We start from the raw sequence: 23,563 nt of genomic DNA, 5'->3' as shown, positions 1-23,563 counted from the left end.
GCCAGGCCGCAGGGCGGCGGAGGTCAGCTTCGGTCAGCACGCCCGGTGCCTGCGTCAGGGCGCCGAGGTTCCCGCGTCGACCAGGGCGCGGCTGGCCTCCGGCGGCAGCGGGCCTAGGTCGGCCAGCTGCTTCCGGCCTTCCTGGAACAGCAGGCGCGAGGGCGTCGCGAGATAGCCGGGGCCGGCGTCGAAGTCCATGGCTGAAAATCGATCGTCGACGCAGGGCTTGAGCCGGTCGCCGAGCTTGTAGCGGTTGGCGCTCATCGCCATGTCGGCCGCGTTGGCCCGCAGCACGCGCTTGGCGGGGCAGTGCGAATGGATGTTCGTGCCGGTGGGCATGTAGCCCTGAGGACAGGTGGTCCACATCGCGCACATGATGTGGGCATCGTTGGTCACCACCTGCACGGCGAACCGGCTGGAGTCCCGGTTCTGGCAGACCTGGCCGCAGGCCTCGTGGCCGGTGCGGTCGGAATGGTCGGCCAGCACCCGGCCCACGCGCCCGAGGAAGTCGAGCCGGTCCTCGCCGGGCATGTTCTCCATGAGCACCAGTTCGCGCTCCGGGACGGTGCCGGCGCCGACCGGGATCGGCGGGCCGCGGTAGACGATCCCCGGCCGCAGGAACAGCCACCAGATCGCGAATGCGCCGGCCGCCGCGATCAGCAGGAGTGCCAGCCATGGCCACCTGCCCGTGGTCCGTCGTGCCTGCGTCATGGCGTGTTGAACCCCCCGGTGCCCTGGCAGAAGGCCAGCATCAGCGCGCTGGCCGCGTCCTGGTGGTTGTCGTGCAGGCCCGCCAGGTCCAGCGTGGCCCGGGCGAAGCCGGCCTGGCTGGCGCGCTCCAGCCATTTGCGCGCCTCGCGCCGGCTGCGTTCGTCCGCGGCGTCATCGTGGAGGTCTTCGCCCAGCAGCGTCTGTGCGACCGCATGCCCGGATTCGGCGGCGCGCAGCCAGTGCCGCCTGGCCTGCGCGCGGTTGCTGGTCACGCCGGTGCCGCTGCTCAATGCCATGCCCAGCACCGTGAGCGCGCGCAGGTCGCCGGCCTCGGCCTCGCGGCGCAGCCGCGGGAGGCTGTCGGCGGTCAGCGCCTGCTCTGCAAGCAGCACGGCCCGCATTTCGCTGTTCCACAGTCCCGAAGCCTCGGTGCGTTCGGGCGGGCACATGGCTGCCGACCCGGACGCCGCACGCGGCTGGCCGGGGCGCGCCGCTTGCCCCACCGACGCCGCACCGCGCGTGTTCAGCACCAGCGGCCCGTTGAGCTCGCTGGCAAACCAGGGGCGCTGTCGGCCGCGGGTCAGCGCATCCACCTGGGACTGCGTGGCCTGCATCAGGTCGAGCATGCCCAGCCCCGGCTCCGCCAGGTTTTCGGCGAAGAACAGCGCGAACGGGCTGTTGCGGCTGGCATGCCCGAGGCTCGCCGCCGAGTCGATCGCGCGCTGGCCCGGGCTGGTGGAAAAGGCGAGGAAGGTGCCGTCGCCGGTCTCCGTCGTGACCAGTCCGCGCGTCTGCCCGCCGCGGGTGGGCGCATCGCGGCAGGCGTCGATCACCGCCACCAGCGCATGCGGGTTCGCGGCCCGGAGGTCGCGCAGCACCGTGGACAGCGGAAGCCCGCGCATGCGCACCGCGGCGCGGTCGATCGTGGCCATCGGCTGGCCGATGTCGACCGGCATCAGGAAGTTCTCGCCGCCGACCTCGAAGCCGTGGCCGGCGTAGTAGAAAAGCGCGATCTCGGCGTCCGCCGCGTCGGCCGCAAAGTCCGCGATGTCCTCGCCCAGGCTGCGGTAGCTGCCGTTCGTCGATTCCGTGACTTCGAAGCCGATGCCGCGCAGCTGCCGACCCACCAGGCGGGCATCGGACACCGCGGCATCAAGCCGGTCGGCCCCCTGATAGTCCGAAATCCCGACCACCAGCGCCACGCGCTTGCCGGCGGCATCGGCGGGCCATGCCAGCAGGCATCCCAGCGCCACGCCGGCCGCGGTCAGCAGCCATGAACGTCCCTGCATGAAACTCCCCCTGTCCCGCGTCCCGTACCGGGCGGCCGCGTCCAGGGTGGACATTAGCGCAGTGCGCCGCTGCGGGGGTGGCTTCGGAATGCAGAATCGGGCATCTGCCTCAAGGGGCAAGCGTTGCGGCCTCAGCCTTCTCCCAGCCGCCTTGCTTCGCGCTCCAGTCCCCGCAGCACCGCCGCGGCCACGTGTTCCGGGAAGCCGGCGGGCAGCATCGATTCGATCCCTGCAACCACGGCCGGTGTCCGCTCGACGATGTCGCCGACGAGCGTTTCCACCGTCCGACCTGCTTCGTCCAGCACGCCGTACCGCTTGCCGAGCGCCAGCCAATGCCTGGGCAGGATCTCCCGCATCTTCCAGTGAGCGTTGGTGGAGCGGATCGCCATGGCCATCCTGACCTTGTGTTCCGACAGCGTGCCTGGTCCATCGCCGATGACAGGCCGGGCCGACATCACGTCGTACAGCGGCGTCAGTGCATAGGCGCCCCCGGGACGGATGGACAGACTGAAGTTCTTGGCATGGCCGTCGGGGGCGCGCAGCATCCAGAACAGGAGCTGGGCCAGGAAGAAGTTGCGCCGATCCCGTTGCGGAGACGCGGACGTGGCCAGCAGGCCCATGATCCGGTCGATTCCCGGGCCGCCATCGGCCTCGTATTTCAGGGTGGCGGGCGTGCCGGTGGCCTGGCAGAAGTCCTCCTGCGGCAGCCGCGCCAGCCACCTGCCCCGCGGGCCATCCAGCCACGCACGGTCGAAACGCTTGACCGACAGGACCTTGATGTCCTCGAACTGCAGGGGTTCGCAGTCGGCGACCGGCAGCCCGTAGGCGCCCAGGATCCGCGAGCACAGCCATTCGTTCTCGATGGAATGGCGCAGGTCGAGCTTCATGTTGCCAACCAGGCCCATCGGCAGCTTGAGGATGTGCGTGGTCGGCGTCGAGCCGTGCGGCCGACACCACTGGCCGTCGATGTACGCCAGGGCGGTCTTCTCCTGCGCTCCGGCGATGGAGATCCTGAAGTCGTCGTCTTCGGGCGTGCTCTCTCCAAACGCCGGTGATGCCACGGCGCCCCGCAGGATGGCGGCGACTTCGTGTTCGGCCAGGGGCATCGCCTCCACGGCGTCGACGTTTCCGGGCGTCATGCCATCGGGGAGGATCTGCAGCGCACCGACGCAATCGCGTCCGATCTGGGCAAGCAGGTCGAAGGCGTCGGTGGACCGGGCCCGGAAACGAGTCGCGGCCCGGGCGCGGATGTCCCGGCTGTCCGGCAGGAGGTTGTCGAAATACGCCCGGACGACTTCGCCACTGTGTGGCGTGCTTCCCGGGGTGAACGGCAACGAGAGCGACAGTGGTCGGCCCTGTGGGGAGGATTTCCAGTCCGCGGCGTACTCCAGCAGGTCCTCCGAACCGGGCCCCATACGCCAGGTGCCGACGAACCCGCCGTTCATCCACAGGCCCAGCGCCTTCCGGCGCGAAGGGTTCCGCGTGCCGTTTGTCACCATCCGCCGCCCCCCCTTTCCGGAGTAGGCGGGCTGTGGGGTGAGGGCTCCTTTCTTTGCAACACCATTTCCACGCCCAGAATGCCCAGCAGGTGCAGCAGCCGCTCGGCGCTCATCTTCTGGGCGTTGCGCTCCAGCGCGGACAGCGTCTGCTGTGTGACCCCGAGGCGTGTCGCGACCTGTGTCTGGGTCAGGCCGCTTTCCTTGCGGAAGGCTTTCAGCAGGGCGGGCAGGTGTTCCGCCGTGCGGACGGGATACTGGCGCATAGGAACAAATCCTTGCCTGTGCTCATGAATTACAGGTTCTAAGCTGTTTTCAGAATAAACACAATGGGATCTGTATTCATGGCCGGAGAGCGACAGAGCTTTGCCCTGACGCGCCGCGGGGTTCAGGTGAGCATCAGGCGTTCCACCTGAAATGAAGGAGGACGGGAGGCAGGCCGCTGTCCCGGAGGCTTGTACTCAAGCCACGCAGGGGCCTTCGCGAACGCTGTCCCAGCAGCGTCCCACTACGTCACAGGGGAGATGGCGCGCCTGGAGGGATTCGAACCCCCGACCAATGGCTTCGGAAGCCACTACTCTATCCGGCTGAGCTACAGGCGCGCGGCCGGTCATTGTCCATGATCCCGCGGGTTTGCGCGAGCGTCGGAGCCGGCGCCCTGTTCCCGGAGCTTTCCTAGAACGAGGGTGCGAACTGGTGCTGCGGCGGAGGCAGTGCCTGCCCTGGCGCCAGGTCGATGGCCGGTGCCGTCCTCGTCTCGTCCTGCAGGCGCGCCAGCCGGCGGGTGCTTTCCGCCAGCGGCTGCGACAGGGCGACCACCGTGTCGACCGCGGCGCGCCGCTGCGCCGGGTCGTGCGCTGCGCCTTCGATCGCGAACATGCGGCGGCCGTCGTTGCCGGCGATGACGTGGTCGATTGCCTGCAGCCCGTCGCCGTGCGCAGCCGCGGCGAGCGCAGCGGCGAGGCGCTCGCTGCCGGCGTCCGGGGAGCGCCCGAGGCGGCGGTCGAGCGCGTGCACCCCTTCGCGCGCCTGCTGGAAGAGGGCGTGCGCGGGATGGGCGGGATGGTCCAGCAGTACCGCCCGGTCCGGCGGCCCGGGCTCGGGCCGCGGTGCGGCCGGCCGGCGGTACTCGAAGCCCGCCGCCAGCGCCTCGTCGCGCGGCATGGCGTCGCGGCAGGGGTCGATCACCACGCAGAGCGTCTGCTTGACGTAGCGCTCGCCGCGCGGCGCCGCGCCCAGCGCATAGGCGCCGAGCAGGCCCTGTTCGGACCGGTGGATGACGTCCATGGCCGGGTCGTCGGGCAGGACGCGCGCCTGCAGCAGCGGGACGTCCGAGAGCGAGTTGAGGTAGTCGATCACGATGTTGCCGGCGCGGATCTCGAGGCCCTTGAGCCGGTTGCCGCCACCGACGTCGGAATGCGCGCCGGCGACGGTGCTGCGCCCGAAGCGGCCATCGGGCGTGACGCCGTCGGGGATCATGGTGGTGTGCGCGAACAGCCAGCGCAGTTCGTCGCGCGAGAGCAGCGCGTAGCCGGAGATCACGCTCGACGGCAGGCGCAGGTCGTACTGGCGCGGCAGGCTGGTGGACACCGGGTCGAACAGGGCGACGGCGTGCGCGGTGCGGCCGGGCGGGACCAGGGGAGGCAGCTGGCTGATGGCGACCAGCTCGCCGCTGGCGTGCTTGTGGAACTCGAGGCTGGCCGGGTCGAGGATGCCGTGGCGCTCGACCAGCCGCGCGAAGCCGGGGATCAGCGTGGCGCCGCGGCTGTAGCCGATCGAGGCGATGTGGATTTCGGCGTTGGGGTTTTCCTGGAGCCAGAGCTGTGCCTGGCGCGCGAACTGCTTGTAGGCATCGATGATGCGGTCGTCGTAGCTGAAGGCGAATGCGTTGTCCAGGAGGCCGACTAGGGGATTGCGCTGGGTGCCGGGACCTGGGACGTAGCCGCTGGCGATGCGATCGTGCCCCTGTTCCTCCTTCAGCCTGTGCAACTGGCGGTGGATTGCGCCGACGTTGGTAGGCACTTCACCCTCGCGACGGACATCCTGCCCACTGCCGTCGAAGCTGGCGAAGTACAGGTAGCTGTCGGGGTTGTCGCTCCGGTACAGGACGGGCATCTGCATCTGCGACAGGTCGCGCCGGGCTGCCTCGTACGTTTCCAGGTCGGCTGCGCTGGCCGCGATCGTGCCGACGCCATCTGGCTTCCTGCCTCCCATGGCATGCTGCTCCCTGTCCGTGCCGCGACGCTAGAACGTCTCCGTGTGGACCAGGATCAGGTCGTGGCGCGCATTGCTGTAGCGGTTTCCCGGAATCCGTGGTTCGCGCAACGGAATCGACGCGAGCATGTAGACATTGATCGTGCGGTCGTTGATCTCGAGATGGATGTCCGTGCTGATGAAAGTCGCCCGCGGGTAGACGTCTTCGCGCGCCACGTTGTGCCGGATCAGCTCGTCCTTGAAGATCTCCCCGAAATCGATCTCCGTCCTGTGCGCGGTACCATCCTTCGACCTCCAGCTCACCTTCGCCGGCGGCGGGAAATTGTGGAAGCCGAGGCTGCCGCCCAGCCAGTTCCTGCGGTAGTCGGGACCAAGGCTTGCCGATGAGGGGCGCAGCTCGTCCGGATCATCCATCGCCTGCACCCACCCGTCGTACACAACCTTGCACCCGTAAGTCTCGAAGCAGTGGATGCCGAGGTTGTGCTTCTTGAACTTCAGCGGCCACGGCGAGTACAGGCCGTCGCCGGGCGGGGCCGCGGCGTCGCCGCTGGCGGTGTTTGCGGTGTTCATGGTGGTCTGGCATCCCTGCAGTAGCCATGGCGCAGCGAGCGCGAATGCGAACGTGGCCAGGCGCGGACGGATCCGGTGTCGTTTCATGGCGCTTCCTTGCACGATGTCGGTCCGGTTTACACCGGCGCGATGCCCGGCGCAAGGCGCGGCGGTCCAGCGGCCAGGCGCGCGGGGCAGGCGTACCATGGCGTCATGGGATACGAACGTTTCGAGCCGAGGCCAGCTGCCTGGCGCGACCGCCTGAGCCTGTACTGGAAGCTGATGCGCGCCGACCGCCCGATCGGCTGGCTGCTGCTGCTGTGGCCGACCTGGTGGGGCCTGTGGATCGCCGCGGAAGGCGTGCCGCCGCCGTGGATCCTGTTCGTGTTCAGCGCCGGCGTGTGGCTCACGCGCGCGGCTGGCTGCGTGATCAACGACTACGCCGACCGCTGGCTCGATCCGCACGTGAAGCGCACCCGCGACCGTCCGCTGGCCACCGGCGCCGTGCGCGGGCGCGAGGCGCTGGCGCTGTTCGCGGTGCTGATGCTGGCGGCCTTCGCCCTGGTGCTCACGCTCAACCGGCTCACGATCCTGATGAGCTTCGTCGGCGTGGTCCTGGCGGGCACTTATCCCTACCTCAAGCGTTACACCCACCTGCCGCAGGTGTATCTCGGCATGGCCTTCGGCTGGGGCATTCCGATGGCCTTCGCGGCGGTGCAGGGCGAGGTGCCGCCGATCGCGTGGGTGCTGTACGCGACCAACATCCTGTGGTCGACGGCCTATGACACCTGGTACGCGATGGTCGACCGCGACGACGACCTCCGCATCGGCTCGAAGTCGACGGCGATCCTGTTCGGCGACATGGACCTGGTGATCCAGGGCGTGCTGTACGTGCTGGTGTTCCTGGGCCTGGCGCTGGCCGGCCGCCAGGCCGGGCTGGGGGCGGTGTACTGGGCGTCGCTCGGCGTGGCGCTGCTGCTGGTGCTGCGCCAGTTCTGGATCTGCCGCCACCGCGAGCGCGAGCCTTGCTTCCGCGCCTTCCTCGACAACCACTGGGTGGGGATGGCGGTGTTCATCGGCATCGCCGCCGACCTGGCGCTTCGCGGCCAGGGCTGATGACGCAGGCCGACCCCACCCCGCCCGCTCCCGCGCCGCGCCCGACGGCGCTGTCGCCGATGCGCTACCCGGTGTTCCGCCGGGTGTGGCTGGCGAGCGCATCGTCCAACTTCGGCGGCATGATCCAGTCGGTCGGCGCGGCCTGGCTGATGACCTCGATCGCGCAGTCGGCCGACATGGTGGCGCTGGTGCAGGCCTCGGTGGCGCTGCCGATCATGCTGTTCTCGCTGGTGGCCGGCGCCATGGCCGACAACTTCGACCGCCGCCGGATGATGCTCGGGGCGCAGGTGTTCATGCTGCTGGTGTCGACGGCGCTGGCCGCGTGCACCTGGGCGGGCCTGGTCTCGCCGTGGCTGCTGCTGCTGTTCACCTTCCTCATCGGCTGCGGCGCGGCCTTCAACGCGCCGGCGTGGCAGGCCTCGGTGGGCGACATGGTGCCGCGCGCGGAGCTCGCCGGCGCGGTGGCCATCAACAGCATGGGCTTCAACATCGCGCGCAGCGTGGGTCCGGCGATCGGTGGCGCGATCGTCGCCGCCGCCGGCGCCGCGGCCGCGTTCGCGGTCAATGCGGTGAGCTACGTGGCGCTGGTGGTGGTGCTGGCGCGCTGGCGGCCGCCGGTGGCGGCGCGGCCGCTGCCGCGCGAGACGCTCGGGGTGGCGATGGCGGCGGGCGTGCGCTACGTGGCGATGTCGCCGGTGATCCGCATCGTGCTGGCGCGCGCGGTGGTGTTCGGCGCCGGCGCCAGCGCGGCGATGGCGCTGATGCCGCTGGTCGCGCGCGACCTGGTGTCGGGCGGGCCGATGACCTACGGCCTGCTGCTGGGGGCCTTCGGCTTCGGTGCGATCGGCGGCGCGATGGGCAGCGCGCGCCTGCGCGAGCGGCTGTCGAGCGAGGGCCTGGTGCGGGCGGCCTGCATCGCCTTCGCGCTGGCGATGGCCGTCGCCGCCGTCAGCCCGTCGCAGCTGCTGACCATGGCGGGCCTGCTGCTGGCCGGCGCGGCCTGGGTGCTGGCGCTGTCGACCTTCAACGTGACCGTGCAGCTGTCCACGCCGCGCTGGGTGGTGGCGCGCGCGCTGTCGCTGTACCAGATGTCGGCCTTCGGCGGCATCGCGCTCGGCAGCTGGCTGTGGGGTCATGTCGCCGACCAGGCCGACGTGCGCGTGGCGCTGTTCGGGGCGGCGCTGGTGATGGTGGCATGCGCGCTGGTCGGAATCCGGATCCCGCTGGCGAAGCTCGCCGAGCTCAACCTCGATCCGCTGCGCCGCTGGCAGGAGCCGGAGACCGCGGTGCCGGTGCAGCCGCGGACCGGGCCGGTGGTGGTCACGATCGAGTACGTGATCGCCGAAGAGGACGTGGACGACTTCCTGGCGGCGATGGCCGAGCGCAGGCGCATCCGGCGACGCGACGGCGCCCGCCACTGGCGGCTGCTGCGCGACCTGGCCGATCCGCGGGTCTGGATCGAACGCTACGAGACCCCGACCTGGCTCGAATACCTGCGCCATACCAGCCGGCTGACCCAGGACGATGCCTATGTCCCGGCCCAGCTGCGCGCGCTGCATGCCGGCCCCGACGGGCCGCGCGTGCGGCGCATGATCGAGCGCCAGCCCGGCGAGCTGCACCGGGTCCCGGTGTCGGGCCCGCAGGCGCTGACCGAGCCGGTGGCCGAGACGATCCGCCCGGGCTGAGGCTCAGGGCGTGCGGGCGCAGACCCAGGCGTCGACGCGGTCTGCGCCGGCCTCGAGCAGGGCTTCGGCGGCGGCGTTCAGGGTCGCGCCGGTGGTCATGACGTCGTCGACCAGGACCAGGTGCGCGGGAACGCGGATCCGGGCCGGCACTTCGAAGGCATCGCGCAGGTTGGCGCTGCGCGCGCCCGCGTCCAGGCGCGACTGCGCGGCGGTGTCGCGGCTGCGCAGCAGCAGGCCCGGCCGCACCGGCAGGCCCAGCATCCGGCCCAGCGGGCGCGCCAGCTCCAGCGCCTGGTTGTAGCCGCGCTGGCGCAGTCGGGCGCGGTGCAGCGGCACCGGCACCAGCGCCTGCGGCCGTTCGCAGCCGGCGAAGGCGGCGGCCATGGCCTGGGCCAGCAGGCGCCCGGCGGCGAGGTCGCGGTGGAACTTGAGCCGCGGCAGCAGGCGGTCCAGCGGAAAGGCGTAGAGGAAGGCCGCGTGTGCTTCGGCCAGCGGCGGCGGATCGTGCTGGCAGGCGCTGCACAGCCGCCCACCCGTGAGGGCCCCCCCTGTAGGAGCGGCTAAAGCCGCGACCCGCGCTGCATGGTGCTGCTCGGCAATCCCGGTCGCGGCTGTAGCCGCTCCTGCAGGGGAAGGTGGCGGCGGCAATACAGGCGAGGGCGGCACCAATACAGGGAACGCCGGCGGCAATACAGGCAAGGGCGGGGGCGATGCGGGCAAGGGCAGCGGCATCGCGCAGCACAGGCATGCCGGCGGCATCCAGGGCAGGGCGGCGCCGCAGCGTGCGCACAGGTCCAGCGGTCCGGAGGTCCGCTCGCCGCACACCAGGCAGCGCGGCGCCCACAGCCCGCGGCCGATCCGCGCCAGCCAGCCGTCAACCGGAACGGCCTGCGCGAGGTTGACAGGTCCGGGCATGGTTTCCAGACTGCCCGGTCTGCCTCCGCCAGGCACTCAGGATCCCGCCATGCCCGCCGTCAGCGAATTCCGCGCTTCCGAGGCCGCCACGCCGCGCCACGACTGGACCCGCAGCGAGGTCGAAGCCCTGCTTGACCTGCCGTTCCCGGAGCTGCTGTTCCGCGCCGCCAGCGTCCACCGGCTCAACTTCGATCCCGCCGAGGTCCAGGTCAGCACCCTGCTGTCGGTGAAGACCGGCGGCTGCCCCGAGGACTGCGCCTACTGCCCGCAGGCCCAGCGCTACGACACCGGCGTCGACGCGCAGAAGCTGATGGAGACCGACGCGGTCATGGAGAAGGCCCGCCAGGCCAAGGCCGCCGGCGCCTCGCGCTTCTGCATGGGCGCCGCCTGGCGCTCGCCCAAGGACCGCGACATCCCGAAGGTCGCCGCCATGATCGCCGGCGTGAAGTCGCTCGGCCTCGAGACCTGCGCCACGCTCGGCATGCTCACCGGGTCGCAGGCGCAGGCGCTGAAGGACGCCGGCCTCGACTACTACAACCACAACATCGACACCGATCCCGAGCACTACGGCAGCATCATCCGCACCCGCGAGCTGCAGGACCGCTTCGACACCCTCGAGCACGTGCGCGACGCCGGGCTCAAGACCTGCTGCGGCGGCATTGTCGGCATGGGCGAGACCCGCCGCCAGCGCGCCGGCTTCCTGCAGACGCTGGCGACCATGCCGGCGCACCCGGACTCGGTGCCGATCAACCGCCTGGTGCAGGTGGAAGGCACGCCGCTGCACGGCACCGCCGAGCTCGATCCGTTCGAGTTCGTGCGCACGATCGCGGTCGCGCGCATCCTGATGCCGAAGTCGATGGTGCGGCTGTCGGCCGGGCGCGAGCAGATGTCCGACGAACTGCAGGCGCTGTGCTTCAGCGCCGGCGCCAACTCGATCTTCCACGGCGAGAAGCTGCTGACCACCGGCAACCCCGACGTCGCCCACGACCAGGCGCTGTTCGACCGCCTCGGCCTGCGCGCGATGCAGGTCACCGTGGACGCCGAAGGCCACGACCACGGCGGCACGGTGCATGCCGATATCGTCGACCAGCCCGGCCGCTGCGTGGCCTAGGATCGCCGCATGGCCGCCCGACGCCCCGACCTCCGCCGCCGCGCCCAGGCCCAGCGCGCGGACGCGCTCGCGCGCGACCTCGTGCGCAGCCGCCGCGTGGTCACGCGCCGCGACGGCGTGCGCATGGAGGTCGACGGCCGCTGGCTGCTGGACTTCTGCGGCAACGACTACCTCGGCCTCGCCCAGCAGTTCCAGGTCGTCGACGCCGTACAGGACGCGGCCGCGCGCGACGGCATCGGCGGCATCTCCTCGCACCTCGTCTGCGGCCACCGCGTCGCGCACGAGGCGCTGGAGCGCGAGGTGGCCGACTGGCTCGAAGTGCCGCGTGCGCTGGTCTTCGGCAGCGGCTACGCCGCCAACCTCGCCGTGCAGCAGGCGCTGCTGGGCGAGGGCGACACCAGCGTGCAGGACCGGCTCAACCACGCCAGCCTGATCGACGGCGCGCGCCTGGCCGGCTGTCGCCTGCGCCGCTATCCGCACGGCGACGCCGAAGGCGCGCTGCGCCAGCTGCGCACGGTGCCCGACGGCGCGGCGATGCTCGCCACCGACGGCGTCTTCAGCATGGACGGCGACGTGGCCCCGCTGCGACAGCTGGCGCTGGTGGCGCGCGTGCAGTCGGCGCTGCTGTACGTCGACGATGCCCACGGCGTGGGCGTGCTCGGGCCAGGCGGTCGCGGCAGCGTGGCCGAGGCGCGCCTGGGCGTGGACGAGGTGCCGCTGCAGCTGGTCACGCTGGGCAAGGCGCTGGGCGGCTATGGCGCGGTGGTGGCCGGCGATGTCGACCTCGTCGAACACCTGGCCGGCAACGCGCGCCCCTACATCTACACCACCGCGCTGCCACCGCCTCAGGCCGCGGCGGCGCTGGCCGCGGTGAAGCTGGCGCGGCGCGAGCACTGGCGGCGCGAGAAGCTGGCGGCCCTGGTGCAGCGCTTCCGCGACGGCATGGCCACGCGCGGCTTCGACCTGCCCGATTCCGCCACGCCGATCCAGCCCGTGCCCTGCGGCGACAACGCGCGCGCACTGGACATGGCCGCGCGGCTGGAGGCCGACGGCTTCCGGGTGGCTGCGATCCGCCCGCCGACCGTCCCCGAGGGCCGCGCGCGCCTGCGCGTCACGCTGTGCGCCGCGCACGGCGAGGACCAGGTGGATGCGCTGGTCCACGCGCTCGCGCGGGCCCGCGACCACGCGGACGCCGCGCGCGCGGCCTGATCCACATGTCCGGCGACACGCCCGCCACCAGCCGCGCGCTGGCCGCCGTCGGCATCGGCCTGGCCTCGGCGCTGTTCTTCACCATGACCTACGTGCTCAACCGGGTGAGCGCGAACGCCGGCGGCGACTGGGCCTGGACCGCGACCTTGCGCTACCTGATCACCCTGCCCCTGCTGTTGCCGCTCTTGCCCTGGCAGGGCCGGGCGGCCCCGGTGTGGCGGGCGATACGCCGGCACCCCTGGGCCTGGCTGCGCTGCAGCGCCATCGGCTTCGGCGCGTTCTACCTGCTGCTGTCGTTCGCGGCGTCCAGCGGGCCTTCGTGGCTGGTGGCGGGCAGCTTCCAGTTCACCGTGGTCGCGGGGATCCTGTGCGCCCCGCTGCTGTACCGCGACGCGCGCCGGCGCATCCCGAGGGCGGCGCTGATGGTCGCGGCGCTGATCCTGGCCGGCGTGCTGCTGCTGCAGGCCGGCCACGGCGGCGGCGGCATCGACCGCGCCGGCTGGATCGCGCTGGCCTGCGTGCTCGGCGCCGCGGTCGCCTATCCGCTCGGCAACCGCCTGCTGCTGCTGCACCTGGAGCGCAGCGGCGAGGACCTCAACGCCACCCAGCGCGTGTTCGGAATGACGCTGGCCAGCCAGCCGCTGTGGTGGGCGGTGGCGGCCTGGGCCTGGACGCGCAGCGGCGCGCCGCCGGCCGACCAGGTCTGGCTGGCCGCGGGCGTGGCGCTGAGCGCGGGCGTGGTCGCCACGATCCTGTTCTTCCAGGCCACCGGCATGGTGCGCGACAACCCCACCGCGCTGGGCGGCGTGGAGGCGATGCAGGGCTCGGAGCTGCTGTTCGCGATCCTGATCGGCGTGCTGTTCCTGGGCGAGCCGGTGCCGGGCGTGGTTGGCATGGCCGGCGCCGCGCTGATCGTCGGCGGCATCGGCCTGTTCGCCTGGCTGGTGGCGCGCCACGCGGCCGGCAGCCAGGCGCGCCAGCGTGCGTTGCGCACGGACAAGGGCGCATGAGCGCGGACCTGCACATCGAGGTCCATGGCCGCGGCGCGCCGCTGGTGCTGCTGCACGGCTGGGCGATGCACGGCGGCGTGTTCGCACCGCTGGTGGCGCGGCTCGCGGACCGCTTCGAACTGCATGTCGTCGACCTGCCCGGCCACGGCCGTAGCCGCGACAGCGCCGTGGCGCTCGAGCCCGATGCCGTGGTCGATGCCATCGCCGCGCGCGTGCCGGTGGCGCCCTGGCTGGGCTGGTCGCTGGGCGGGATGTTCGCGCTGCGCGCGGCGGCGACGCGGCCGGCGCGGGTGCCGGCGCTGGTGATGGTGTGTTCGGCGCCGAGGTTTGTGCGCGATGCCGCGGGGGTCGCAGCTGTAGCTGCTCCTACAGGGGTGGTTCTCGCCGAATCCGGCCCCTCCCCCGCCGGGACTCCCGCCCCCGCCCGCTACGGCATGTCCCCCGAAATCTTCGCCGGCTTCGCCCAGGGCTTGCGCGACGACTACCACGGCACCCTCGAGCGCTTCATCGCGCTGGAAGCCTTCGGCTCCGACGACGCCCGCGGCGAGCTGCGCGCGCTGCGCACCGAAGTCTTCGCACGCGGCGAGCCGCCGGCGGTCGCGCTCGCGCAGGGCCTGGACCTGCTGCGCACCGTCGACCAGCGCCCGCTGCTGCCCGCGCTCGAAGTGCCCAGCCTGTGGATCGCCGGCCGCCGCGACCGCGTGGTCGATCCGCGCGCGATGCGCGCCGCCGCCCAAGGCACGCGGGGTGCGCGCTTCGTCCAGATCGAGCACGGCGGCCACGCCCCTTTCCTCACCCACGCCGACGAGGTCGCCGACGCCATCGCAGGGTTCCTGGCCGGCGCCGGCGGTCCGCCGCGGCCGTCACCGCCGCGGCCGCCATCACCCGACCCGGACAGCAGCGCCACGCCATGAATACCCAGGACGTCTTCGACCACCGCCAGGTCCGCCGCGCCTTCTCGCGGGCGGCCGGCAGCTATTCCGCCGCCGCCGCGCTGCAGCGCGAGATCGAGTCGCGGCTGTTCGAGTCGCTCGACTACCTGGGCGACCAGGTACCGACGAGCATCCTCGACCTCGGCAGCGGCCCCGGCACCGGCGCGCTGGAGTTGCGCAGGCGCTGGCCGAAGGCGCGCGTGGTCGCGATGGACCTCGCGCTGCCGATGCTGCGCCAGGTCGCGCCCAAGCGCGGCTGGAACCCGCTGCAACGCCCCATCGACCGCGTCTGCGCCGATGCCCGCGCGCTGCCGCTGGCCGACGACAGCGTCGACCTGATCTTCAGCAACCTGTGCCTGCAGTGGGTCGAGGATCTCGACGCCCTGTTCGTCGGGTTCCGCCGCGTGCTGCGGCCGGGCGGCCTGTTGCTGGTGTCGACCTTCGGTCCCGACACGCTGCACGAGCTGCGTGCGTCGTTCGCCGCCGCCGACGCCGCCGACCATGTGTCGCCGTTCCCGGCCATCGCCGCGTTCGGCGATGCGCTGATGCGCGCGGGCTTCCGCGATCCGGTGCTCGACCGCGACGTCGACGTGCATCGCCACGCCGACATGGCCGGCCTGATGCGCGGCCTGCGCGAACTCGGGGCCACCAATGCGCTGGCCGCGCGCCGCCGCGCCCTGACCGGCCGCGGTCGCTTCGCCGCCGCGCAGACGGCCTACGAACAGTGGCGCGGCGAGGACGGCCTGCTGCCGGCCACCTGGGAAACCATCACTGCGATGGCCTGGGCGCCGGCGCACGGCCAGCCGATCCGCGAGGGCGGCGAGGACGTGGCGCGCTTCCCGGCATCCGGCATCCCGGTGCGCCGCCGCGGCGGCGGCTGAAACCGGCCACGGCAGGCGGGGCCACGGATCCAGCGCGTGCGTGCACCCGCCACGGCGTGCGGCGCGGCCGGCCGCGGCCCTGACTCCGCATGGATGCGCGCCGTCCGCGGCACGTGGCGCACCGGCGTTCATCCTGCGGCGCGGACGCCTGCCTACACTCGCGCCATGCCGACCCCGCCGTCCCCGTCCCGTTCTTGCACCGCCGTGGCCAGCGACACCGCCAGCCGGCGTCGTGTCGCTGGTCCGAATAGCCGGCTGCGCCGCGTCCTCGCGGTGCCGGCGCTGCTGCTCGCGCTCGTGCCGGCGCTGTCCGCCAACGCCCAGCGCTATGACATCGACCTGTCGCAGCTCGATCCCGCGGCCGTGCTTTCGCTGGGCGACGACGTGCTGCTGCGCGCGCCCGATGCGGCCATCGACCGCCTGTTCAAGGCGGTGCACGCGAGTTCGCGCTCGGACGTTGAATCCGCTGCGCTGTGTTCGCTGTTCGAGCCCGACGCCGCGCGCGACGTGGCCGCGTTCCAGCGCGCGGTCGATCGCCTCGGTGATCCCAGCCGCGAACGCTTCGCGCTGGCCTTCACCGACATCGCGCTCGCCGGTCTGCAGGGCCAGGTGCAGCCCTACGATCCCGCGCATGCGCGCCAGGTGCTGAAGTCGGCGGCGGTCAGCGCCACCTTCCTGCACGAAGGCTTCATGCTCGGACTCGCGTCCGAAGGCCGCGACCAGGCCAGCCGCGCCGCGCGCTGCCAGTCCTTCCGCTGGCTGGTGGGCGTCCTCGACGGCCTGCCGCAGGCCGACCGCGCCGCCGCCACGCGCTGGCTGCTGCGCGAGGGCCTGACGCTTGTCGGCGGGCCCGGCTGATCGCTCAGTCCGGCCGGACCACCAGGTCGCGGTGGAAGAAGTAGACCTCGCGCGCGAGGAAGCGCCACTGGGTGCGGAAGCTGCGGAAGCGCGTGCTCGGCGTTGGCGAGCCCACGGCATCGATGCCGAGCTGGCGGCTCAGCCGCAGCGCGCGCGCCATGTGCAGCGGGTCGCTGACCACGATCACGCGCTGCAGGCCGTGGTCGGACAGCAGGTCGCGCGTACGCGCCAGGTTCTGGTAGGTGGTGCGCGACAGCGTCTCGATCAGGATCGCGTCTTCCGGAACACCGGCGCGCAGTGCAAAGGTTCGCGCCACCTGTGATTCAGAGAAGCGCGCGCCGTCGCCGTAGCCGCCGGTGAACACCAGCGCGCCGGCATAGCCGCGCTCGTACAGGTCGATGCCGTGGCGGATGCGTTCGGTGAACACCGGCGAGGGCCGGGTGTCGTAGGCGGCCGCGCCCAGGACCACGATGGCGTCGGCGGCCCGGGCCTGGTCGCGGTTGCCGACGTAGACGATCCAGGCGGCCACCGCCGCCAGCCACAGCGTCGCCAGCAGCACTAGCCGCAGCAGCCAGCGCCAGAACCGGCGCGGCCGCGTGCCGCGTTGGCGCCTGCGGCGCGTCATGCCGCCGTGGCCCAGGGCAGCGCGTCGAGATCGACGTTGCCGCCGCTCAGCACCACGCCCACGCGCAGCCCGGCGAAGCGCGCGGGATGGCCGAGCACCGCGGCCAGCGCGATCGCGGACGAGGGTTCGATGACCTGTTTCATGCGCTGCCACACCAGGCGCATCGCGGCCACGGTGTCGGCATCGTCGACGACCAGGACCTCGGCGCCGTGCGCGCGCAGGATCTCGAAGCCGGGTTGGCCCAGGGTGCCGCGCAGCCCATCGCAGATGGTGTCGGGGACGAAATCGGTGACGCGTTCTCCGCGGGCGAGCGAGTCGCGGGTTTCGGCGGCGCCGGAAGGCTCGGCCAGCACCAGCTGGCAGTCCGGCGCCACGCCCGCCAGCGCCAGCGCGGTGCCCGCGGCCAGGCCGCCGCCGCCGACCGGCACCACCACCGCATCCAGCGGTCCGGCCGACGCCAGCAGCTCCAGCGCCGCCGTGCCCTGGCCGGCGATCACGGCCGCGTCCGCGTAGGGATGGACCAGCCGCGCGCCGGTGGCCTGCACCACCGTTGCGCAGGCGACTTCGCGCGCGGCGATGCCCGGATCGCAGCGATGCAGGACCGCGCCGTAGCCGGCGATCGCGGCGAGCTTGCTGGCCACCGCGCCGCGCGGCACCACGACGTGGCAGGCGATGCGACGCGTGGCCGCGGCCAGCGCGAGCGCGGCGCCGTGGTTGCCGGAGGAGTGGGTGGCGACGCCGTGCCGCGCCTGTTCGTCCGTGAGTGCCCACACCGCGTTGCAGGCGCCGCGGAACTTGAAGGCGCCGGCGCGCTGCAGGTGTTCGGCCTTGAACGCCAGGCGGCAGCCGGCCAGCGCGTCGATCGCGCTGGAGCGCAGCACCGGTGTCGGCTGTGCATGGGGTGCGATCCGGGCGGCGGCGGCCAGGACGTCGTCGAACGTGGCGGCTGCGGGCATGCCCGCCAGACTAGCGGACTTGCGGGCTGCGTTCAGCAACGGGCACGCTTGGGGCAAGGGTTAAGCCGCAATTCAATGCCTTGGGTCGACCCTGTGACGGCAACCACACAGGGGACGCGAACATGCGCAAGATCCTCATCGGCCTCGCATCAGCCGCCCTCCTGGCAGGTTGCGCGACCGGCTATGGCTACAGCGAATACGGCGGCTACAGCAGCCAGGGCTACGGCGACTATTACTACGGTGATGCCGTGCCCTACGGCTACTCCGGTTACTACGATCCGTACTACGGCGGCTACGGCCGCGGTTACGGCGGGCCGGGCTATTACCGTGGCACCGGTTACTACGGCGGGCTGTACGGCAACTGGGGCTACCCGTGGTACGGCGGCTATTACCCGGGCTGGTACGACCGGCCCGGGTACCACCACCGGCCTCCCTATCGGCCGCGCCCGGACGGCCACCAGCGGCCCGACGTGCGGCCGCCGGACGGCAGCGGCCCCAACCCGGGCAACAGGTTGCGCTCGGCGGAGGAGATCGAGCGGCTGCGTGAGGCCCGCCGCTCGCAGCTGCGGCGGCCGCCGCCGGCTGTCACTCCCGGACGCGAGGCGGTGGAGCCGCCGCGCAATCGCCTGCGCTCGCCCGGCGAGGTGAGACAGGTCCGGCCTGCGCCCCGAAGCACGCCGCTGCCGGGCCAGCGCGCCCCGGTACCGGGTGCGATGCCCGTGGACCGCAGCAGGCTGCGGGGCGGCGACCTCCGCTCACCGGGCGCCGGGACCCAGATGCCGCGCGAGACCCCCCGCCTGCGCCCCGGGCCGGCCCCGCGGGCCGTGTCGCGGCCGGATGCGCCGTCCCGCGTGGTCGCGCCCGTGCGGCAGGCTCCGCCCCGGCAGGGCCCTGCCAGCCGCATCGCGAGCCCGGTGAGGCAGGCCGCGCCCAGGCCGGCGACGCCAGTCCGGGTCGCACCGCAGCGGCCGAGCCGGGTTTCGCCGCAGCGCGTCCGTGCGTCCTCGCAGGAAGAGCGGTAACGCGACCGGCGTCGCGCTCCGGGGCTGTCGGAGCGCTTGCGCCGGGACCGCAGTCGTCGCAAGCTAGGGCCGACTGACCGGTTGCGTCGCTTCCTGACGTAATCCGGGGTGACCAATGTCGACACCCGGCGGGGGAGCCCGGATCCCCCCTGTTCCGCTCCTGCCGGGTGTCGGCGCCTTTCCCGGCATCGCGGGCCACCAGGGCCCGCCGAAAAAAAACGGGGCCGAACGTCCCCCGACGTTCGGCCCCTTCGCTTCCCCGGGATGCGGCTGGCCAGCCCTGTTCCAATCTCCGGCCACGCCCCCCTAGGCGATTGCCATCCCGGGTGCGCCTGTATCGAACGCAGGATGCGTGCCAACTTCCGTCCGTCCGCCGCACCAGCGCGGCCAAGCGCGATAATTGCGAGATGCATCACGACTTCCATCGCCACGACGTCATCGTGATCGGCGGCGGCCACGCCGGCACCGAAGCCGCGCTGGCCGCCGCGCGCGCCGGCGCGCGCACGCTGCTGCTCACCCACAGCATCGAGACCATCGGTGCGATGAGCTGCAATCCCGCGATCGGCGGCATCGCCAAGGGCCACCTGGTGCGCGAAATCGACGCGCTGGGCGGCGTCATGGCGCGCGCCGCCGATGCCGCGGGCATCCAGTGGCGGCGACTCAACGCGTCCAAGGGTCCTGCGGTGCGCGCGACGCGCTGCCAGGCCGACCGCGCGCTGTACCGCGCCTTCATCCGCCGCGCGGTGGAAGCGCAGCCGAACCTGACCGTGTTCCAGGCGGCAGTCGACGACCTGGTGATCGAAGGCGGCGCCGTGCGCGGCGCGGTGACCAACACCGGGCTGCGCTTCGAGGCGCCGGCCGTGGTCCTGACCGCCGGCACCTTCCTCGCCGGCCGCATCCACGTCGGCGAAGCGCAGCATGCCGGCGGCCGCATGGGCGATCCGCCCTCGGTGCGCCTGGCCGAGCGCCTGCGCGAAGGTCCGTTCGTGGTCGACCGCCTCAAGACCGGCACGCCGCCGCGCATCGACGGCCGCACGCTCGACTACTCGGTGATGGTGGAGCAGCCCGGCGACGACCCGCGTCCGGTGTTCTCCTTCATGGGCACGCGCGACGACCATCCGCGCCAGGTGTCCTGCTGGATCACCCAGACCACGCAGCGCACCCACGACATCATCCGCGGCGCGCTGCACCGCTCGCCGATGTACTCCGGGCAGATCGAGGGCACCGGGCCGCGCTACTGCCCGTCGATCGAGGACAAGGTGGTGCGCTTCGCCGAAAAGGACAGCCACCAGGTCTTCGTCGAGCCCGAGGGCCTGGGCGTGGCCGAGATCTATCCCAACGGCATCTCGACGTCCCTGCCCTTCGACGTGCAGCTCGAGCTGGTGCGCTCGGTGCAGGGCTTCGAGCGCGCGCACATCACCCGGCCCGGCTATGCGATCGAATACGACTACTTCGACCCGCGCGGGCTGAAGGCCACGCTGGAGACCAAGGCCGTGTCCGGCCTGTACTTCGCCGGCCAGATCAACGGCACCACCGGCTACGAGGAGGCCGCGGCCCAGGGCCTGCTCGCCGGCGCCAACGCCGCGCGCGCAGTGCAGGGCCACGACGGCTGGGCGCCGCGCCGCGACCAGGCCTACATCGGCGTGCTGGTTGACGACCTGGTGACCCACGGCACCACCGAGCCCTACCGCATGTTCACCAGCCGCGCCGAGTACCGCCTGCAGCTGCGCGAGGACAACGCCGACCTGCGGCTGACGCCGGTGGGCCGCGAACTCGGGATCGTGGATGACGCGCGCTGGGACGCGTTCGCGCGCAAGCGCGACGCGGTGGCGGCGGAAACGCAGCGCCTGGGCGCGCTGTGGGCCTCGCCCAACAACGCCATCGGCCGCGACGCCTCGGCCGCGCTGGGAATAGACATCAGCCGCGAATGCAGCGGCCTGGACCTGCTGCGGCGCCCGGAGCTGGACTACGCGACGCTGGCTGCGGTGCCGTCCTTCGGCCCGGCGGTGGATGACGCGGCCGTGGCCGAGCAGGTCGAGATCGAGGCCAAGTATTCCGGCTACCTGGAGCGCCAGCGCGAGGAGATCGCGCGCCAGCGCGGCGCCGAAGAGACCGCGATCGGCGACGGCTTCGACTACGCCGCGGTGCGCGGCCTGTCGGCCGAGCTGCGGCAGAAGCTGGAGCAGGTGCGGCCGCAGACCATCGGCCAGGCGCAGCGCATTCCCGGCATGACGCCGGCGGCGATCTCGCTGCTGCTGGTGCACCTGGAGCGCGCGCGCCGCAGCCGCGTCGCCTGAGCGCGTCCCTGCAGCGGCGGGGCGCGCCGGCCTACAGGCTCATGTCTTCGTAGCTGCGCGGATCGGCGATCGGTTCCAGGTGCCCGGTCACGCGCATCGCCGGGAACGCCGCCACGATCTCGTCGACCAGGTCCTCCATGGCGTCGTGGCCGCGCTGCACCGACCAGTCGCCGGGCACCAGCATGTGCATCTCCATGAACTGGCGCGCGCCGGATTCACGGGTGCGCACCGCGTGGAACTCGATTCGGCCCTTTTCGGTACGGGCCTCGAGGATGGCCAGGATCCTGGCGTTGTCCTCCGTCGACAGCGAGCCGTCCATCAGGCCCGCGGTGGACTCCGAGATCAGCCGGTAGCCGGTGACCAGGATGTTCAGGCCCACCAGGATCGCGATCACCGGGTCCAGCCAGAGCCAGCCCGTGAGCCAGGCCAGCCCCAGGCCCAGCACCACGCCGATCGTGGTGTACACGTCGGTCATCAGGTGCTTGCCGTCGGCGCGCAGGGTGATGGAGCGGTGCCGGGTGCCGACGTCGATCAGGATCCGCCCGACGATGCCGTTGAGGACCGCAGCGGCTGCCGAGATGGCCAGGCCGATGCCCACCGCCTCCAGCGGCCGCGGGGCCAGCAGGCGCTCGATGCCCAGGTAGATGATCGACGCCGCGGCGACGAACACCATGATCCCTTCCAGCGCCGCCGAGAAGTACTCCGCCTTGCCGTGCCCGAAGTGGTGGTCGTCGTCGGCCGGCCGGGCGGCGATGGTCAGCGAGACCAGGGCGACGATGGCCGCCACCAGGTTGACCAGCGATTCCGCGGCGTCCGACAGCAGGCCGACCGAGCCGGTGACCAGCCAGGCGCTGCCCTTGAGCAGGACCGTCAGCACGGCGGTGGCGATCGCCAGCCAGGCGTACTTCCTCAGGTCGGGTGGAGGCGGCGGCGGTTCATGCGGTTGTCCCATGCCCGTGATTATGCGCTGCGGACGCGGTGGCCTCAGGCCTGGTCCGGGTGCCGCTCCAGCCATTTCGCCAGCTGCTCGCGGTAGTACTGCAGCTCTTCGGCATAGGTGTCGTTGACGCAAGGGTCGCAGCCGCTGTCGCAGCAGTCGCTGGGCAATGGTGCTTCGGGAGGCTGCGGGCGCGGGTCGTCGCGGTCCGGCGGACGCGCGCTGGTGGGGATATTCGTGTTCATCAGGGCAGCAGATGGGGGCGGTGCGCAGCGTTCCAAAATGCGGCTGGTGATGGAAGCGGCTTGCTAGAATGAAGCGTTTGCCGCGAACAGGGGCGCGCTGAACGGGCATGGCGGGTGCGCGGCCAACCATTCCAGACATGACGGGACGATCAGGCGGGCGGGCCTGGCTGTCCGCTTGCGCGTGGCTGGCCCTTGGCCTGGGATCGATCGCGGGTCCGGCGCAGGCGCTGGATCCCGAGCTGCCGCCCGAGCGCTATTCCGTCACCCGCTGGAACGCCGACGACGGCCTGCCGCATGGCCAGGTGCACGCCATCAGCCAGGACGACGACGGCTTCCTGTGGGTCGCGACCTGGGAAGGCACGGTGCGCTTCGACGGGCGCAGGTTCCGTCATGTCGACGCGCTGAACCACGCCGATGGCCGCCGCCTGGCTTCGCGGCTGCTGCGGCACGACGACGACGGCATGCTGGTCAACGTCGACAGCCTTGGACTGGTGCAGGTGCCCGACGGGGGCCGTGCCCGGCCCGCATGCGGGGACTTTCCGGAGCTTGACGTGATCCAGGTGGCGCCGGCCGTCGATGACGGCTACTGGATCGCGGCCCGCGATGGCCTGTACCGCCTCGGCGCGGCCGGTTGCGTCCGCATGGAGGGCGGCGCGGCGCTGGCCGAGCTCGCGGTGATGTCGCTGCTGGCGCGTGATGACGGCAGCCTGTGGGTGGGCAGCCGGCGCGGGCTGCACCGCTGGCACGAGGGGCGGGTGGAAGGGCTGGGCGAACGCCTGGGACTGCCCGCAGGCGAAGTGCGCGGGCTGCTCCGGTCCTCCGAGGGCGACACCTGGATCGCCGGCGAACACGGGGTCTGGCGCCTGCGCGAGGGTCGCCTCGAGCATTTGCGCAGGGAGACCGTCGAAGGGCTGATCCAGGACCGGCAGGGTGCGCTCTGGGTGGCGGCCACCGACAGCACGCTGCTGCGCTACTGGCGGGGCAGGTGGCAGCAGCTCGGGCGGCAGCACGGGATCGAGGGCTTTGCTTCGGGTGCCCTGTTCGAGGGGCGCGAGGGCCTGATCTGGATGGGCACCACGCACGGCCTATTCCGCATCAGCGACGGGCCGGTCTGGGGCATCGGCCGTGAACAGGGGCTGCGCAACGAATACGTCCGCAGCATCGTGGAAACCGCCGACGGCCAGGCCTGGATCGGGCACTCCGGCGGCCTGAGCCGGATGAGCGACGGCCGGGTCGAGGCCGTGATGCCCCGGCCCGGCCGCCCGTCGGCTTCGGTGCTGGCGCTGGCGCTGGCGTCCGACGGCGGGGTCTGGGCGGGGACCTACAACCGCGGCGTGATGCATGTCGGTCCCGGTGCCGGGGCGCCGTTGAGGCCGCTGGCGCCTGCCGGCAGCACCCTTGCCACCGAACACGTGCGCGCAGTGCTCGAAGATCCCGACGGGACGCTGTGGGTGGGCAGCGAGCGCGGGCTCAAGGCCTGGCGCGATGGGCAGGCGGACGAGCAG

General features: G+C 72.2%; 21 protein-coding genes, 1 tRNA gene and 1 pseudogene. 11 read left to right on the top strand and 12 right to left on the bottom strand.

From position 1 onward, the window contains the following. Positions 1-54: 54 nt before the first annotated feature. The 7 genes from IE168_RS11790 to IE168_RS11760 form a co-directional block, all read right to left on the bottom strand. Positions 55-711, bottom strand: coding sequence for a hypothetical protein (locus IE168_RS11790; protein ID WP_189498458.1), 657 nt, complete (start codon positions 709-711; stop codon positions 55-57). Beyond that, on the bottom strand, positions 708-2,000 hold the full coding sequence (locus IE168_RS11785) for a caspase family protein (RefSeq protein WP_189498456.1): 1,293 nt from the start codon (positions 1,998-2,000) through the stop codon (positions 708-710). Before IE168_RS11785 ends, IE168_RS11790 begins: the two co-directional genes overlap by 4 nt. Positions 2,001-2,131: 131 nt before the next feature. Next, positions 2,132-3,499 carry a type II toxin-antitoxin system HipA family toxin gene (locus IE168_RS11780; protein WP_229823465.1) on the bottom strand — a complete coding sequence of 456 codons (1,368 nt, stop codon included), beginning with the start codon at positions 3,497-3,499 and terminating at the stop codon, positions 2,132-2,134. Continuing rightward, entirely contained in the window at positions 3,493-3,762 is a 270-nt protein-coding gene (locus IE168_RS11775; protein WP_189498453.1) for a helix-turn-helix domain-containing protein, read from the bottom strand. The genes IE168_RS11780 and IE168_RS11775 overlap by 7 nt, the downstream gene beginning before the upstream one ends. Positions 3,763-4,021: 259 nt before the next feature. Continuing rightward, a tRNA-Arg gene (locus tag IE168_RS11770) sits at positions 4,022-4,098 on the bottom strand. Between the two features lie 73 nt (positions 4,099-4,171). After that, complete coding sequence (locus IE168_RS11765; RefSeq protein WP_189498451.1) at positions 4,172-5,710, bottom strand: T6SS phospholipase effector Tle1-like catalytic domain-containing protein; 1,539 nt, start codon at positions 5,708-5,710, stop codon at positions 4,172-4,174. Between the two features lie 30 nt (positions 5,711-5,740). Beyond that, positions 5,741-6,466 carry a hypothetical protein gene (locus tag IE168_RS11760; RefSeq protein WP_189498449.1) on the bottom strand — a complete coding sequence of 242 codons (726 nt, stop codon included), beginning with the start codon at positions 6,464-6,466 and terminating at the stop codon, positions 5,741-5,743. 6 nt (positions 6,467-6,472) lie between these two features. On the opposite strand from IE168_RS11760, the gene ubiA reads away from it, so the two are divergent. Both ubiA and IE168_RS11750 read left to right on the top strand, forming a co-directional pair. After that, the gene (ubiA, locus tag IE168_RS11755; protein WP_189498447.1) at positions 6,473-7,375 is read left to right on the top strand and encodes a 4-hydroxybenzoate octaprenyltransferase; all 903 of its coding nucleotides are present in this window, start codon (positions 6,473-6,475) and stop codon (positions 7,373-7,375) included. After that, on the top strand, positions 7,375-9,060 hold the full coding sequence (locus IE168_RS11750) for an MFS transporter (protein WP_189498445.1): 1,686 nt from the start codon (positions 7,375-7,377) through the stop codon (positions 9,058-9,060). The genes ubiA and IE168_RS11750 overlap by 1 nt, the downstream gene beginning before the upstream one ends. A gap of 3 nt (positions 9,061-9,063) precedes the next feature. Here IE168_RS11750 and IE168_RS11745 read toward each other — a convergent pair whose 3' ends face one another. Further along, the gene (locus IE168_RS11745) at positions 9,064-9,975 is read right to left on the bottom strand and encodes a ComFC family protein (RefSeq protein ID WP_229823463.1); all 912 of its coding nucleotides are present in this window, start codon (positions 9,973-9,975) and stop codon (positions 9,064-9,066) included. A 49-nt stretch (positions 9,976-10,024) separates the two neighbouring features. Here IE168_RS11745 and bioB point away from each other — a divergent pair, with 49 nt between their 5' ends. The 6 genes from bioB to IE168_RS11715 all read left to right on the top strand — a co-directional run bounded on the left by bioB (position 10,025) and on the right by IE168_RS11715 (position 15,976). Beyond that, a complete protein-coding gene (gene bioB / locus IE168_RS11740) occupies positions 10,025-11,086 on the top strand; it encodes a biotin synthase BioB (RefSeq protein WP_189498443.1) in 1,062 nt (353 codons plus the stop codon). Positions 11,087-11,095: 9 nt separating this feature from the next. Further along, a complete protein-coding gene (bioF, locus tag IE168_RS11735) occupies positions 11,096-12,295 on the top strand; it encodes an 8-amino-7-oxononanoate synthase (RefSeq protein ID WP_189498440.1) in 1,200 nt (399 codons plus the stop codon). 5 nt (positions 12,296-12,300) lie between these two features. Then, positions 12,301-13,305 carry a multidrug resistance efflux transporter family protein gene (locus tag IE168_RS11730; protein WP_189498438.1) on the top strand — a complete coding sequence of 335 codons (1,005 nt, stop codon included), beginning with the start codon at positions 12,301-12,303 and terminating at the stop codon, positions 13,303-13,305. 8 nt (positions 13,306-13,313) lie between these two features. Continuing rightward, positions 13,314-14,219: an alpha/beta fold hydrolase gene (locus IE168_RS11725; RefSeq protein WP_189498477.1), complete on the top strand. Its 906-nt coding sequence runs from the start codon at positions 13,314-13,316 to the stop codon at positions 14,217-14,219. After that, positions 14,216-15,118, top strand: coding sequence for a malonyl-ACP O-methyltransferase BioC (gene bioC, locus IE168_RS11720; protein ID WP_189498436.1), 903 nt, complete (start codon positions 14,216-14,218; stop codon positions 15,116-15,118). Before IE168_RS11725 ends, bioC begins: the two co-directional genes overlap by 4 nt. 204 nt (positions 15,119-15,322) lie before the next feature. Next, positions 15,323-15,976: a hypothetical protein gene (locus tag IE168_RS11715; RefSeq protein ID WP_189498434.1), complete on the top strand. Its 654-nt coding sequence runs from the start codon at positions 15,323-15,325 to the stop codon at positions 15,974-15,976. A 4-nt stretch (positions 15,977-15,980) separates the two neighbouring features. Here IE168_RS11715 and IE168_RS11710 read toward each other — a convergent pair whose 3' ends face one another. Further along, entirely contained in the window at positions 15,981-16,601 is a 621-nt protein-coding gene (locus tag IE168_RS11710) for a YdcF family protein (RefSeq protein ID WP_189498432.1), read from the bottom strand. Continuing rightward, positions 16,598-17,557 (bottom strand): pyridoxal-phosphate dependent enzyme, encoded by a 960-nt coding sequence (locus tag IE168_RS11705; RefSeq protein WP_189498430.1) that lies wholly within the window; start codon positions 17,555-17,557, stop codon positions 16,598-16,600. The genes IE168_RS11710 and IE168_RS11705 overlap by 4 nt, the downstream gene beginning before the upstream one ends. A 122-nt stretch (positions 17,558-17,679) precedes the next feature. Between IE168_RS11705 and IE168_RS11700 the strand changes: the two genes are divergently transcribed. Both IE168_RS11700 and mnmG read left to right on the top strand, forming a co-directional pair. After that, positions 17,680-18,579 carry a hypothetical protein gene (locus IE168_RS11700; protein WP_189498428.1) on the top strand — a complete coding sequence of 300 codons (900 nt, stop codon included), beginning with the start codon at positions 17,680-17,682 and terminating at the stop codon, positions 18,577-18,579. Positions 18,580-18,986: 407 nt separating this feature from the next. Further along, positions 18,987-20,876, top strand: coding sequence for a tRNA uridine-5-carboxymethylaminomethyl(34) synthesis enzyme MnmG (gene mnmG, locus IE168_RS11695; protein WP_189498426.1), 1,890 nt, complete (start codon positions 18,987-18,989; stop codon positions 20,874-20,876). 31 nt (positions 20,877-20,907) lie between these two features. Here mnmG and IE168_RS11690 read toward each other — a convergent pair whose 3' ends face one another. Together IE168_RS11690 and IE168_RS11685 are read right to left on the bottom strand one after the other, a co-directional pair. Continuing rightward, on the bottom strand, positions 20,908-21,828 hold the full coding sequence (locus tag IE168_RS11690; RefSeq protein WP_229823461.1) for a cation diffusion facilitator family transporter: 921 nt from the start codon (positions 21,826-21,828) through the stop codon (positions 20,908-20,910). Positions 21,829-21,860: 32 nt separating this feature from the next. Next, a complete protein-coding gene (locus tag IE168_RS11685; RefSeq protein ID WP_189498422.1) occupies positions 21,861-22,058 on the bottom strand; it encodes an oxidoreductase-like domain-containing protein in 198 nt (65 codons plus the stop codon). A 107-nt stretch (positions 22,059-22,165) separates the two neighbouring features. Between IE168_RS11685 and IE168_RS14855 the strand changes: the two are divergent. Next, positions 22,166-23,491 (top strand): annotated as a pseudogene (locus IE168_RS14855) (ligand-binding sensor domain-containing protein); the annotation flags it as partial. Positions 23,492-23,563: the final 72 nt, after the last annotated feature.

It is taken from the genome of Luteimonas padinae (genome assembly GCF_014652935.1).
Classification (GTDB): domain Bacteria; phylum Pseudomonadota; class Gammaproteobacteria; order Xanthomonadales; family Xanthomonadaceae; genus Luteimonas; species Luteimonas padinae.
Note: the sequence above shows the minus strand (reverse complement) of the source record. Positions and strands in the feature narration are given on the sequence as shown.